This is a genomic window from Cytobacillus sp. FSL W7-1323 (genome assembly GCF_038595015.1).
Lineage (GTDB): Bacteria > Bacillota > Bacilli > Bacillales > Cytobacillaceae > Cytobacillus > Cytobacillus kochii.
Genome location: NZ_CP151998.1, coordinates 1,372,133 through 1,387,405 on the forward strand (window position 1 = coordinate 1,372,133; position 15,273 = coordinate 1,387,405).

10 protein-coding genes are annotated in these 15,273 nt (G+C 36.5%); 8 read left to right on the forward strand and 2 right to left on the reverse strand.

The features are described from left to right. The first annotated feature begins 83 nt into the window (after window positions 1–83). From MKX67_RS07120 to nikC, 8 genes are all read left to right on the forward strand, one after another. Window positions 84–350: a YgaB family protein gene (locus MKX67_RS07120; RefSeq protein ID WP_095370003.1), complete on the forward strand. Its 267-nt coding sequence runs from the start codon at window positions 84–86 to the stop codon at window positions 348–350. A 261-nt stretch (window positions 351–611) separates the two neighbouring features. Further along, entirely contained in the window at window positions 612–1,142 is a 531-nt protein-coding gene (locus tag MKX67_RS07125) for a DUF402 domain-containing protein (RefSeq protein WP_095370002.1), read from the forward strand. A 171-nt stretch (window positions 1,143–1,313) separates the two neighbouring features. Beyond that, complete coding sequence (locus MKX67_RS07130) at window positions 1,314–3,062, forward strand: ABC transporter ATP-binding protein (RefSeq protein ID WP_342489079.1); 1,749 nt, start codon at window positions 1,314–1,316, stop codon at window positions 3,060–3,062. 373 nt (window positions 3,063–3,435) lie between these two features. Beyond that, the gene (locus MKX67_RS07135; protein ID WP_095370000.1) at window positions 3,436–4,428 is read left to right on the forward strand and encodes an ABC transporter ATP-binding protein; all 993 of its coding nucleotides are present in this window, start codon (window positions 3,436–3,438) and stop codon (window positions 4,426–4,428) included. Further along, entirely contained in the window at window positions 4,425–5,408 is a 984-nt protein-coding gene (locus MKX67_RS07140) for a dipeptide ABC transporter ATP-binding protein (RefSeq protein ID WP_095369999.1), read from the forward strand. Before MKX67_RS07135 ends, MKX67_RS07140 begins: the two co-directional genes overlap by 4 nt. Window positions 5,409–5,425: 17 nt before the next feature. Further along, window positions 5,426–7,024 carry an ABC transporter substrate-binding protein gene (locus tag MKX67_RS07145; protein WP_095369998.1) on the forward strand — a complete coding sequence of 533 codons (1,599 nt, stop codon included), beginning with the start codon at window positions 5,426–5,428 and terminating at the stop codon, window positions 7,022–7,024. A gap of 79 nt (window positions 7,025–7,103) precedes the next feature. Next, a complete protein-coding gene (locus tag MKX67_RS07150) occupies window positions 7,104–8,108 on the forward strand; it encodes an ABC transporter permease (RefSeq protein WP_342489080.1) in 1,005 nt (334 codons plus the stop codon). A 19-nt stretch (window positions 8,109–8,127) separates the two neighbouring features. Next, window positions 8,128–9,021: a nickel transporter permease gene (gene nikC, locus MKX67_RS07155; RefSeq protein ID WP_233435343.1), complete on the forward strand. Its 894-nt coding sequence runs from the start codon at window positions 8,128–8,130 to the stop codon at window positions 9,019–9,021. Between the two features lie 57 nt (window positions 9,022–9,078). On the opposite strand, the gene MKX67_RS07160 is transcribed toward nikC, so the two are convergent. Together MKX67_RS07160 and MKX67_RS07165 are read right to left on the reverse strand one after the other, a co-directional pair. Next, the gene (locus MKX67_RS07160) at window positions 9,079–10,164 is read right to left on the reverse strand and encodes an aromatic acid exporter family protein (RefSeq protein WP_307317977.1); all 1,086 of its coding nucleotides are present in this window, start codon (window positions 10,162–10,164) and stop codon (window positions 9,079–9,081) included. Window positions 10,165–10,669: 505 nt separating this feature from the next. Beyond that, window positions 10,670–15,139: a glutamate synthase-related protein gene (locus tag MKX67_RS07165; protein WP_307317975.1), complete on the reverse strand. Its 4,470-nt coding sequence runs from the start codon at window positions 15,137–15,139 to the stop codon at window positions 10,670–10,672. Window positions 15,140–15,273: the final 134 nt, after the last annotated feature.

Consider the following 15,273-nt stretch of genomic DNA (forward strand, 5'->3'; position numbering starts at 1 on the left):
TCTCATCAACAATAATCTGCAAAGGAATCGATACAAAAAAGATAGAATAGTTTAGAAAAGACTTTAAAGGCTGGTGTATTTTTATGAAAGAATTTCAAGCATTGGTTGAAGAACAAATGAAAACAATGGATCATTTACTTTATTTGCAAAGTGAAGTGGAGAGATGTCATGAACTTCAAAATGAACTTTCTCGTTTACGCTCTAGAACAGCTGTAAGCGATATTCACAGTGAGATCCAAAAAATGAATGATGAATTAGATGAAATAGTGGCTGTATTCGAACAGCAAACGAATGAAGTTGTGAAATTGTTTCGCAAACAAAATATGAAAAATGCAAAGATTATCGTTTAGTAAACATATGTTAAAGGCAAGAATGATACAATAGGATGAGCATTACATACCCAATTACTGCTGAATCTACCGACAATTAAGCTGTCTTTGTTTTAAAATTCATTTTTTAACGTTATAATAAATAGAAAATAGGATCTGCACTTTGTTACCTTTAATCATCAATCAACTTATCGGAAGCATTATAGAAGGTAATAAGTTTGAGAGGATGTCCTTTTTAATAAAAGGTTCCAAAGCTTCCAGAAAGGAAAGTAGGGGAAAAGAATGGCGGTACCCATAGAAGGTGAACCGGTACAAATTCATAGTTATAAACATAATGGGCACATCCATCGCGTCTGGGAAGAGTCAACAATCCTTAAAGGTACGCAAAACTTAATTATTGGAGCAAACGATCGTACAATGGTTACTGAATCAGATGGTCGAACTTGGATTACGAGAGAACCGGCAATCTGTTATTTTCACTCACAATATTGGTTTAATATTATCGGAATGCTGAGAGAAGATGGCGTGTACTATTATTGTAATTTAAGCTCTCCTTTTATTTACGATGGAGAGGCGGTTAAGTATATTGATTACGATTTAGATATTAAAGTTTTTCCGGATATGACGTTTAATTTATTGGATGAAGATGAATATGAGCGTCATCGGCAAGAAATGCGTTACCCCACACCGATTGATAAAATCTTGTGGGCAAATGTGGACAAGTTGATATTCTTAATCAGACAACGAAAAGGTCCTTTTGCACCGGATTTTGTGGATGGTTGGTATGAAAGATACTTAACTTACCGAAGATAAAATGTTTTATTTACGCCTGTTGATATGAGAAACAACAGGTTTTTATTTGGCATGAAAAATAAATGGTATTATCTTTACATAATGAATATCTAGAAGGCTTGAAGAAGAAATGAATCATGACAATCTGGATAGATTAAAAGATAAATGAACAAAAAGGGTGACAGGCTAAAATTGAACATAATTAAAAGATATATGCATTTTGTTAAGCCGTATCGCCTACAGATTTTCTTAACAATACTAATTGGTATTGTGAAATTTGCAATACCATTGTTAATCCCGCTGTTAATTAAATATGTAATCGATGATATAGTCGGAAATGATGCGCTTACACAACCTGAAAAAATGACACAACTTTTAACGATCATGGGTATGATGTTGATTATTTTTATAATTGTAAGGCCACCAGTAGAATATTATCGACAATATTTCGCACAATGGGTAGCGAGCAAGATTTTATTTGATATTAGAGATAAACTTTTTACTCATATTCAGAAATTAAGCTTTAAATTTTATGCGAATAATCGATCAGGTGAAGTGATATCTAGAATCATAAATGATGTAGAGCAAACAAAGAATTTTGTTGTTACAGGACTGATGAATTTATGGCTGGATATGGCCACCATTATTATAGCTGTTGCAATTATGTTTACGATGGATGTTAAATTGACGATTGTATCGCTTATTTTAATGCCGTTCTATGCATTAAGTGTAAAGTATTTCTTTGGAAATTTACGAAGGTTAACAAGAGATCGATCACAAGCTTTAGCTGAGGTTCAAGGTTATTTACACGAAAGAGTTCAAGGAATGGCCGTTATTAAAAGTTTTGCCACAGAAGATTATGAACAAAGAAATTTCACGAGGCATAACAGTAACTTTTTATCAAAGGCTATTGATCATACAAAGTGGAATGCGAAAGCATTTGCAGTCGTGAATACAATTACTGATATTGCTCCACTCCTAGTAATTGCCTTTGCTGGATATCAAGTGATACAAGGACAAATCACTTTAGGTGTTATGATGGCATTTGTAGCTTATATTGACCGTTTATATAATCCACTTAGAAGGCTAGTCAATTCATCGACAACATTGACACAAGCTATCGCTTCAATGGACCGTGTGTTTGAATTAGTTGATGAAAAATATGATATTGATGATAAAGAAAATGCTATCCCTTGTAGAAATGTAGCTGGCCATATTGAGTTCAAAGATGTTCATTTTAAATATAATAATGAAGATGGTGCTGTTCTTCGTGATATTAATTTAGATGTGAAACAAGGGGAAACCATTGCACTTGTTGGAATGAGTGGTGGAGGAAAATCTTCACTAGTTAGTTTAATTCCCCGCTTTTATGATGTTTCAGGTGGGCGAATATTACTTGATGGTGAAGATATTCGTTCTTTCCAAGTAAGAAGTTTACGAGATCATATTGGTATGGTACTACAAGATAATATTTTGTTTAGTGAATCAGTAAAAGCAAATATATTACTCGGAAAGCCTGATGCTAGTGATGAAGAGGTCATTAGAGCAGCTAAGGCAGCTAATGCACATGGATTTATAATGGATTTGCCTGAAGGGTATGAAACGAAAGTGGGAGAACGAGGAGTAAAGCTTTCCGGTGGGCAAAAACAACGAATTGCTATTGCACGTATTTTCTTGAAAAACCCTCCAATTCTTATATTAGATGAGGCGACCTCAGCATTAGACTTAGAAAGCGAACATCTTATTCAAGAGGCATTAAATGATTTGGCAACGGATCGAACGACGTTTATCGTCGCTCATAGATTATCTACAATCACACATGCCGATCGCATTGTTGTTGTTGAATATGGTGAAATTGTGGAGACGGGCTCACATGAGGAATTAATGGAGAGACAGGGTCATTATTATAAGCTTTTCCAAGTACAACAACTCGAATCGTAATTAGATGGTAACGCTATCGAAATCACATTCATGTAAAATTCTTTTTAGAATTTAGACATGTATGTGATTTTTTAGTTTCTGTTGGCTTGAGTTAGTATCTGAAAACAGGTAGTTCCTAAGATACACTCGAATGTAAATGCAGATAAGGCTTGTGACTCCCGACTCTATAAAATATATAAATTGCTATTTTATTATATTAATAATTGGAAAATTCGGAATTATATTATAAAAAAATAATAAACTAGCGTAATTTTAAAGAATTATAATTATATTTAAATATTTCTGAAAAAACAATAGACTTATTCTTACATATTTTATAAAATATTAAAAAACGGAGGGAGAATGTAGAAGAAACTGATAAAGGGGTGACATAGTGACGCAATCTCCAGTATTAGAGGTAAGAAATCTAGAAACTTCGTTTGTAACTAAAGACGGAGAAGTAACCGCCGTCGATCAGGTAAGTTTTACTATTCATAAAGGAGAGGTAATAGGGATTGTTGGTGAATCAGGTTGTGGTAAAAGCGTAACATCATTGTCTATTATGAAGCTTGTGCCGCAACCACCTGGGAAAATAGTTGGCGGGGAAATACTACTTAACGGTGAGAATATAGTAGGGGCTAATGAAAAGAGAATGAGAGAAATTCGTGGTAATGAAATTGCTATGATCTTTCAAGAGCCAATGACTAGCCTCAATCCGCTTTTTAAAATAGGGGAACAAATGACAGAAGGCATCAAAATACATATGAAAAAGACAAAAAAAGAAGCAAATGAAATCGCACTTAAAATGCTAAAACTAGTAGGCTTACCAAGGGCAGAGGCGATAATGAAAGAGTATCCGCATCAGTTGTCTGGTGGAATGAGACAGCGGGTAATGATAGCCATGGCACTGTCCTGTAATCCCGAAGTACTAATAGCTGATGAACCAACAACTGCTTTGGATGTAACCATTCAATCGCAAATTCTTGGTCTGATGAAAGAGCTAAATAAAACTTTGCAAACTTCTATTATGATGATTACACATGACCTTGGAGTAGTGGCGCAAATGTGTGAGCGTGTCATTGTAATGTACGCAGGACAAGTGGTAGAAGAAGCAAAGGTAGGAGATTTATTTAAAAACCCAAAGCATCCTTATACACAGGGGTTATTAAAGTCGGTTCCAGATATTAGGGGAGAGCATTCCAGATTATATTCTATTCCAGGCAATGTACCGAAACCAGGCTCAATTACAAAAGGTTGCCGTTTTGCTGAAAGATGTGAATTTGCTCATGAACGCTGCGTAATGGAAGACCCTGTATTGTTTATGGAAGATGGTGAAGAGCATACGGTAAGATGCTTTCTACATGAGAAGAGGAGGGAAGTCTCATGAGTAAAGCAATATTAGAAGTAGAAAATCTAAAAAAATATTTTCCGATTACTGCTGGCGTTTTTAATCGCAAAGTTGCGGATGTAAAAGCAGTAGATGATATTAGTTTTTTTGTTAATGAAGGAGAAACATTAGGAATCGTTGGTGAATCGGGTTGTGGGAAGTCAACAACTGGACGGATGTTGATGAGATTAATTGAGCCAACCGAAGGGAAAATTTCATTTAACGGTAAAGAAATTACGAAATTATCAGATTATGAGATGAGAAAATTGAGAAAAGACATGCAAATGGTCTTTCAAGATCCATTTGCTTCACTCAATCCACGTCACTCAGTCGAACAAATATTAGAAGAACCTTTAATTGTTCATGGGATTGGAGATAAAGCTACACGGAAGAAGCAGGTAAGAGAAATGCTTGAAGTTGTTGGATTAAGTGGTTACCATGCTAAACGCTATCCCCATCAATTTAGTGGGGGGCAAAGACAACGGATTGGAATTGCGCGCGCATTAATGACCAGACCCAAATTAATTATTGCTGATGAACCTGTGTCTGCTCTAGATGTATCCATACAGGCACAAGTATTGAATTTATTAGAAGATTTACAAAAAGAATTCGGTCTGACCTATATATTTATCGCCCATGACCTAGGGGTGATCAAACATATTAGCGACCGTGTAGGAGTTATGTATTTAGGAAGAATGGTTGAGTTAACAACCGCTAAACAATTGTATGATAAGCCACTTCATCCATATACAGAAGCACTTCTAAGTTCCGTTCCGATCCCTGATCCAGAAATAGCTGTTACTCAGGGAGTGCTATCTGGAGATATCCCTAACCCTGCTGATCCACCAAACGGTTGTGCTTTCCATACGAGATGTTCAAAATGTATGGAGATTTGTAAGCAAGAACGACCACTTTTGCAGGAAATAGAAGATGGACATATGGTGGCTTGCCATTTATATGAGAAAGAGATTGCAAATTAGAAGGGAGAGAATGAAGAATGAAGAAAAAGAAAAGTTTTTGGCTACTTATTGTATTAATGGTTAGTACCCTTATTTTTGCTGGATGTAATAGTTCTACGTCAGGTGATAATGGAGATGAAGGCGGAGAAGCAGATGAAGGGAGCACTGGAGGAACACTTGTCTTTGGTCGAGGAGGAGATTCAACTTCTCTTGACCCAGCAATTACAACTGAAGGTGAAGCTTTTAAAGTAACGAAAAATATTTTTGAAACGCTTGTTGAATTTGGTGAGCAAGATACGGAGCTTCATCCTGGTCTAGCAACAGATTGGGAAACAAGTGAAGATGGGTTGACTCAGACACTTAAACTACGTGAAGGAGTTAAGTTCCATGATGGAACAGATTTTAATGCGGAAGCTGTCGTATTCAACTTCGAACGTTGGATGGCAGGGAATAAAGAACAATTCTATTATTACAATTCTCAATTTGGAGATAAGGTTGATAGTGTAACAGCAGTTGATGATTATACGGTTGAAGTCAAGTTAAATACAGCAATTGCACCGTTCTATAAAAACTTAGCGATGTCACCATTTGGTATCGCCAGTCCAACAGCCATTGAAGAGCATGGTGATAAATTCCTTGAAAACCCAGTTGGAACGGGTCCATTTAAATTTCAAGAATGGAAAAGAAATGACAGAATCACAATCGTAAAAAATGAAGAGTATTGGGATGAAGGTTTACCAAAATTAGACTCAGTCATTTTCAGATCTATTCCTGAGAACTCTGCAAGACTAAACGCTTTAGCTTCAGGAGAAGTTGATTTAATTGATGGTGTGAATTTCAGCGACGTCCAACAAATTGAAGATAATCCAGACCTACAAACATTTGAGAGACCGACAATGAATGTTGCTTATGTTGGATTAACGAATACGAGAGGTCCTTTACAAGAAAAGTTAGTCCGTCAAGCACTTAACCATGCGGTGAATAAAGAAGAAATCATCGATGCATTCTATGCTGGCGCAGCGGACCCAGCTGTAAATCCAATGCCACCGGTAATCTCTGGTTATAATGATGAAATTGAAGACTATCCATACGATCCAGAAAAAGCAAAAGAATTACTTAAGGAAGCTGGATATGAAGACGGATTTGAGATGGAATTATGGGCAATGCCAGTTCCAAGACCATATATGCCGGACGGCCAAAAAATAGCTGAAGCCCTACAAGCTGATTTTGCTGAAATTGGCGTTAAAGCTAAGATTGTTTCATATGAATGGGGAACATATTTAGAAAAAGCTAATAATGGAGAAGCTGATTCATTCTTACTTGGATGGACAGGTGATAATGGTGATGCAGATAACTTCTTGTATGTATTATTAGATGAAGATGCCATCGGTTCAAATAACTACACTTACTACAAAAACAGTGAAGTACATGATTTATTATTAGAAGCGCAAGCAACTACTGATCAAGCGAAAAGAGATGAGTTATACAAACAAGCACAAGTAATTATAAAAGAAGATGCACCATGGATTCCGCTTGTACATTCACGTCCTATTTTAGCTGGGAAATCTAATATTAAGAATTTCCTACCACATCCGACAGGGTCTGATTTGCTTTCACATGTGGAGGTCAGTCAATAAATCAATAGAGATAGAAAAAGGGAGTGGCACACTCCCTTTTCTATTCATCTGATAATAATGTAGTAATAGAGGTGAGAAGATGTTTACTTACACAGTTAGGCGGTTAATTGCATTAATACCCGTTCTATTAGGTTTATCACTGATTGTTTTTCTAATGATTCGTGCAATTCCCGGTGATCCAGCTCAAATCATATTAGGGCAATTAGCTACGGAAGAGGCGATAGAGGCCTTAACGCAACAGCTCGGGTTAGATCAACCGTGGTATATTCAGTACTTTACATATTTGGGAGATTTATTGACTGGTGATTTGGGAGAATCAATCAAAACCAATACAGCGATAAATCAGGAAATTTGGCCATACTTAGCAGCAACTTTAGAGTTATCCTTTTGCGCAATGTTAATTGCCATTTTTATAGGGGTTAATGCTGGTATCATAAGTGCATGGTTTCAGCATTCTTGGTTTGATTACATAGCGATGATTTTAGCACTGATCGGTGTTTCTATACCTATTTTTTGGTTAGGTTTGATGGAACAATGGTTCTTCTCTATTCAGCTTGATTGGTTACCGACATCTGGAAGGGAAGAGGTAAGGAACCCTGTTACATCTATAACAAATATATATTTAATAGATACATTGATTCAAGGTAGGTTTGATCAATTTGTTGATGTGTTACGTCATTTAATATTGCCAGCGTTTGCTTTAGCTACAATTCCAATGGCCATCATTGCTAGAATAACGAGATCTTCAATGTTAGAGGTAATGAAATCTGACTATATTAGAACAGCAAGAGCTAAAGGAATAAGAATGTTTTGGGTTGTGTACAAGCATTCATTAAAAAACGCAGTGATTCCTGTTCTTACTGTGATAGGTTTGCAAACAGGATTATTGTTAGGTGGTGCGATTCTTACCGAAACGATATTTAGTTGGCCGGGTATGGGCAGATATATTTACGATGCGATTAGTGCGAGAGATTATCCTGTCATTCAATCTGGAATATTAGTGATTGCATTTATATTTGTCATGATTAATTTATTCATAGACTTATTGTACGCTACAATCGATCCGCGAATTAATTATCGTTAAGGGAGGAATAGACGTGGAAGTGTCAGTAAATAATAAACCACCTATTCAGCCAAAAAATAATGAAGATAAAGTACAATCGCCTTGGGTGGAGGCGTTACAAAGCTTCATGAAAAACAAAATTGCCTTAGTCGGTACAGGGATTGTTGTATTTTTTATACTGTTAGCGATTTTTGCACCATTCATTGCGCCACAGGGCATTAATGAGCAGAATATGGCAAATAGGCTTCAAGCCCCATCAGCGGAACATTGGTTTGGAACTGATGATTTTGGGAGAGATATTTTTTCGCGAGTGATTTTTGGGGCGAGAATATCGTTATGGGTTGGTTTCTTAGCGGTAATGGGTTCGGCTGTTGTGGGTTCTTTATTAGGGATTATTGCGGGGTATTACGGGAGATGGATCGATACGATTATCTCTAGGATTTTTGATATAATGCTTGCTTTCCCAAGTATTCTTTTGGCAATTGCTATTGTGGCCGTCTTAGGACCATCACTGCAGAATGCATTAATTGCGATAGCTGTTATTAATATTCCTAATTTTGGGAGGTTAATTCGTTCAAAAGTTTTAAGTGTTAAACAAGAGGAGTATATTGTAGCCGCGAAGGCAGTTGGGATGAAAAATAATCGAATTCTATTTAGGCATGTACTTCCCAATAGTATGGCACCTATTATCGTTCAAGGAACTCTGGCAATTGGTACGGCTATTATTGAAGCAGCAGCTCTAGGGTTCTTAGGTTTAGGAGCAGAGGCACCGAATCCGGAATGGGGTAAAATGCTTTCAGATGCAAGAGTGTTACTTATCCAAGCACCGTGGACAATGATATTCCCTGGCATAGCCATTATGTTAACAGTTCTCGGCTTTAACTTAATGGGGGATGGATTAAGAGATGCCTTAGATCCGAGGATGAAGAATTAGAAAAATTTAGAGGAAAAGAGGCTATCGGAGATTTTATATCCGGTAGCCTCTTATTGATTATTGTTCGTCAACGGCTTCATCTAATGTTAAAGAAGAGTCTTCTTTATGGAACTTTTGAAAGCTACTAATAAGGCAATTCAATCGTTCCACTTGTTCATTATAATCCATCATTGCAGATACAATATGCATAGTATGAGCTAATTCTACCTGCCCATCATCTGAAATGAGATGTTGTTGTTCTAAAAAGAGCGTGAAAAGTTCCTTTCTACTTAAAGTAATATCGCCTTCTTCAAAAACGACTTCCGGTCGAACTTTCCCAATAAATTTTAATACCGCATGTTCATGATAATGAGTAATAATATCCAATTGTTGCTGGATAAGGTGTTGAAAATCTTCCGGCATTTCTGCTAAATCATTCTCAAAGCGATGCATCTTTGTTAAAGTATCTAGAGCTTTTTTATTCGCGGCATTCATTTGCCGGTAAATGACTAATTTTCTCGGTTTGGAATGGTTCTTCTTTTTAAAGTAATTACGTTCTTCTTTATATAAAGAAAAAAGCGTATCAATCTTTGTTAATCCTTCTTGCATGGTCCGTATATCATTCTTTAATAAATGATGTTCAGAGGCATGCCTTATATTTAAGCGAATCCACTTTGTAATTTCTTCGGTTAGATTAGAAATCTTTACATATAACTTCTTCTCATATTTCGGTGGAATAAACACCAGATTAACAATAAATGCAGAAAATATCCCGAGGATAACTGTCGAGAACCTAAGAATGGCAAACTCAGTAAAGGTATCTCCTGGTGTGACCATAATCGCTACCATTGTAACGAGTGATAAACCAATAGTGTTATCAAGTTTTAATTTTAAATTAATCGTAATAACCACTATTGCTGCTAAACCGATAATGAGAATTTCATGACCAAATAATAGTACAAATAATACCGCGATTACTGCTCCGATTATATTTCCTTGAATTTGTTCAAGTACAGATAAATAAGAACGATAAATCGTTGGTTGCAGTGCAAAAATAGCTGCAATCCCTGCAAAAACAGGAGATGGGAGTTGAAAAAGTTCTGCTAAAAATAAAGATAGTATGATTGCGATCCCCGTTTTCAGAATGCGGGCGCCAAGCTTCATATTTAAATAATCCTTTCTGCTCAATCATTAGTATGGCTGTCATGATAAACACCCACTCTTACTTTATACGTTTTTTTTCTTTATTAAACAATTATGTACTATACATGGATATTAGTATAAGTTCAATAGACAAATATGAAAAGTCGTTAAAATTAATAAAAAATTAAAGTTGATTAATTCTAAATGAAAAAATAGAAATACATCAAAAGGCAAGCAAGAGGGAGAAATTTGTTTGGACTAGCAGAGAATCGCATCAAAATCCAGCAAGAGAGAATAATTAGCTAGAAATGAGGCGAAATATCAATTAACTTCAGATTGGCATTTAAAGACAAACGGATAACCGATAATGTTGAAGCCCGAATCTGTTTCCGCACTCCCAGTGAAATGAGTCACATAAATTCATAAAGAAACACGAGAAATTCATCATTAGAATTCCTCGTGTCTCAAGTTTAGCAGAAAAACAAAATCAAATTAGTATTTCTTAGCAAAAGAAATGTATGTTATATCACTCAGTTGAAACAGAAGGATCGGCTTGTTCTTTAACTGGAACAACTTGCAAAAAGTGACTACTTAAATCTGATAAAAGAGCTTTTAAACCAATTGCTTCTTCTTCTTGGTTTTGATCCATCAATAGATTGATATATTTTTCTAATAGTTCTTTTACATCATCTAGTCCATTTTGGTCAAGCTCGGTTACGTTTACTTTTGCACCTTTAGCTATTCTTCTTTCAATTGCCGCTTTTGTTAATCCCATTTCAGGTTGATGTCTTAAGTAGACGACGCCACCTGTCATCCCTGCACAAATCCATGGGCCCGGATCACCTAATACAAGGCCGCGACCGTTTGTCATATATTCAAACGCAAATCCCTTAATATTCGCATTTGTACCGATTTTCCCAAATTCCTTCTCTGGAATTGCACTTGTTAGTTGTCCACCGATAATCATATCAGCTCCAGATAGACGAATACCAGCTCTTGCATCAGCGTTTCCTTGGGCAACGAGAAGTCCCACTTGTGCACCATAGCCAAAACCTTTTCCAACAGATCCATTATAATACTGTCCATTCTTACCTTTCGATTTAAAAATTAAGATTTGACCACCGAAGGAAGTTTTACCAATACCATCTTGTGCACCGCCTGCTACTTCGATGTTTATGCCGAAACTGTTATAGGCTCCTAATCCGTTACCAGGGATAGACCCATCATTATATTTGAGGTCAACTGGAGGAAGGGTTTTATATGATCCATCTAAGCGTCCTCTTACACGGTGACAAGATACACGACTACCAAGCACCCTTTGCTCTGAAGTAACATTAGAGAAGGTACGCGATTGGTGTAATTCTTCTACACTCTTGTCTAGATATTCAGCACCAACAGCTACTTGTAATTGTGCCTCACTCACTTCTTTAGGTTGTTCATTATTGGTGAGCTGTGAAATCTCTAATGTACGAAGTAAGTAGTCTAAATTCAATTGTTCTTTTCCTTTTATTTGTTCAAGTAAATCTGTACGTCCAATGGCATCTTGTAAATTGCGAATACCGATGCTACCCGCAAGTGCTTGCAGTTCTTTACCGAAAGCAGAAAATAAGTTAACTAAACCTTGGACAGCAGATTCAAATTGACGAGGAACGAATCTTCTTAACCCATGTTCTTTTGCTTGTGCCTCTGAATCAATTTGCGTAGCAATTCCAACATGACAAGTATCTAGATGACACCCACGGCAAGTTGTACAACCAATGGCTAACATTGATAAAGTACCAAACCCGACTCTATTTGCACCAAGTAACATCACTTTTAAAACATCACTAACACTTTTTAAGCCGCCGTCTGCCCATAGCTCAACATAATCTCTTAATCCAGCTTCTAGTAAGGCGTTGTGTGCCGCTTTAACACCAATTTCAACTGGTAATCCAACATGTTGGAGCGCGTGGATTCTAGCTGCACCTGTACCGCCATCAAACCCACTTAAAGTGATAATATCCGCACCAGCTTTAGCGATCCCTACAGCAATTGTTCCAATATTAGGCACAACAGGAACTTTAACTGACACTTTCGCCTTATCGTTCGCTGTTTTTAATTCATGAATCATTTGTGCTAAATCTTCAATAGAATAAATATCATGATTATTTGAAGGTGAAATTAAATCAGATCCAATTGTTGCATTTCTAGCTTCAGCTATTTTAGCTGTTACTTTAGAGCCTGGTAGATGTCCACCTTCACCTGGTTTTGCTCCTTGGCCGATTTTAATCTCAAGGAGGTTAGAAGAGTTAAGAAGCTCAGCGTTTACTCCAAATCGTCCTGAGGCAACTTGCTGACCTCTTGTACGAGGGTATTTCCCGAGCATATCTTTTATTTCTCCGCCTTCGCCATTTAAACTAATCATATTTAGTCTTTCTGCACCTTCTGCATAGGCTCTAAAAGCAATTTCATTTTGAGAACCAAATGACATAGAAGAAATAACGAATGGTAAGTTATGATCTCCAACAGAAATATTAACATCCTCTGGTGAAATTTTGGTTTCTGATTGTTTAAAATCAGTTAGGTGACGGATGGTTGTTGGGTTCTGAGCTTCTTGTTCGCTTATCTTTTCACGGTAAGCATCATATTCACCTGTGGATGCAACTTCACCAATTGCTTTCCAAATTCTCGGGAATAGATGGAAGGTTTTCCCGATTCTGTTTTTCTCGTTAATAAAGTCTTCAGCTCTTAATAAAGCATCTTCTTTCATGTGACCAAAATTGTATTTAAGCTCACCTGAACCAAAGAAATTGATGATATTTAAATATTCAGCGATTTCTTCGTTTAAGCCAATAGTTGAGAATAAGCGACCATATCCTCTTAGTTCATGAATACCGATTGTAGAGATTACCTTTTCCAACCCTTTTGTTAAAGCTGAATATAAGTTAACAAGAGGAGTTATTTCTTCGTTAGCAACAGTTACAAACATATAATATGGGCTAATTAAATCTGCACCTAAACCGTAAGCTGTAATAATATCATGTAATGACCTGATAGAAGCGGAACGTAAAAGTAAAGAACAGTCTCTTCTTATTGTTTCTTTTACTAATGCTTGATCAATGGCAGATACGACTAAGTGTGGATCCATCCAGTAGGAATCTTCTTGATGAGCACTAGCATCATTCAAGACAATAAGTGTTTTACCAGCTTTAACTGATTCAATCGCTTCTTTTGATAAGCGTGAAATTGCCTCTTTAATCGTTTCATCTTTTGAAAAAGTGATAGAAAGATAGGCAATTTTCTTTTGTGCTTGATAATATTCAGTTACTTGATCATAGCTAGGCTGATTGATTTCCTTAACACACTCGTATCCTAATTTTCCTTCTATTAATAATGGTGTTTGTAATTCAAGTACATCTATTGATTCTTCATTATTAAAGAGCGACGGTCTTTTACCGATAATTGTTCTAGTAGAGAAATGTTCTGTTTCTCTATCTCTATCGATGGCAGGGTTCGTAACAACTGCGACACTTTCTTTAATAAAATCAGCGATATTTGTTCTCTCACCATTTAAAGCAGCTAATGGAGCATCATGGCCAAGTGAACGGATAGGTTCCGCGCCTTTTTCTGCCATTTGTTCTACTAAGTTCACATGGTCTCTTTCCCAACCAAACGCTTTATATTGACCATTATGAATTTTTGTAGGGAAAGCCATTGTAGTTACTTTATTCAAAACTGGCGCACTTAAACGATCTTTATAATCTTTAACATTTACACGAGAAGAGAAGCGATTAAATGTTTCTTCCTGATAGTTTTCATGTTCATATTTTTCTAGTTTATTACCGTTCCATTTGAAGCCAACTTTTTCACCAGGAGATAAGGGCTTTGGTTCATTTACATATTCACTCGATGAAATAATCCCTGGTTCAGATGAGAATAAATAAGAACTTTCAGTCTCTAACATCCAAAGGGGTCTTAATCCAAGGGAGTCTACACTATATACTGCTTCGTCTCCGAATCTTGAGATAATTCCAGCAGGCCCTTGAGCGAAATGTCCCCATGCTTCCCTTATATAAGTATATAAATCTTGCAAATGCGGAGGGTATGACTTGATTTCGTTAATGATTGGAGGGAAGAGTACGTCCATCGCTTCAAATAATGAATAGCCATCTCTACAAATGAGTGTTTCAATGGTTCTGCTTAAATCTTGGGAATCACTACCTCCTCTAACGAGTGGTACATTAATCATTCTAGCTTCGTCGCGTAATTTTGCAATCGTATTAATTTCACCATTATGCCCTAAGACGGCAAATGGTTGCACACGAAAAAAGCTTGAGAGTGTATTAGTCGAATAACGATTATGGCCAAGAGTCATAGTCGAAGCTACCAATGGGTTTGCTAGGTCATGGTAGTATTTAGGTAAAATATCGCCAGCTCCCATTACTTTATATACAGCATGAAACTGACTAAGGGATGCTACGTGAATAAATTCATTTTTTTCTGCTTCTACAATAACTTCTAATATCGCTTGATTCAGATCTGTTTCATTTTTATCAACCATACATGCAATTTGCCAAAAAACAGGGTTCTCTTGAATCGCTATTGGGCCAAGTGCAGAAGAATCTGTCACTTCATCTGATTCGAAAATTAAAGAAAACCCTTTATCATCAAGAAGTTGGCGTACTTCTGTTTTGAAGGTTTCACTTTGTTCATTACGAGTGAAAAAGAGATGACCGACGACAAAATTGGGTGTGTCAACAACTGTTGAATCGATTTGAGCATTTTTAAGTTTTTCTTTCCAGAGTGTACGGGGGATATCGATATGAATCCCGACGCCATCTCCTTCTCCATTAATAAATCCTGCACGGTGGTTCATTGTTACTAATGCATCTATACAACTGAAAATATTTTCACGTGTTGGAATCTTTTCTTTTTCTAATGAAGAAACAATCCCACATGCATCGTGTTCTTGATTATTAAAATTTTTGAATTGGGAAGGGGTCCATTGTTGAGTCATAGTATTCGGCTTTTTGAGGCAATGCCTTAAGCCGTTCACCTCCTAGTTTAGTAATGTTTTTGAGGTTGCTAGATTGTTAAGATTTCTAGCGAAGTTAATTGAAATGTTATTTAACTGGGTAACGCATTAAAGTG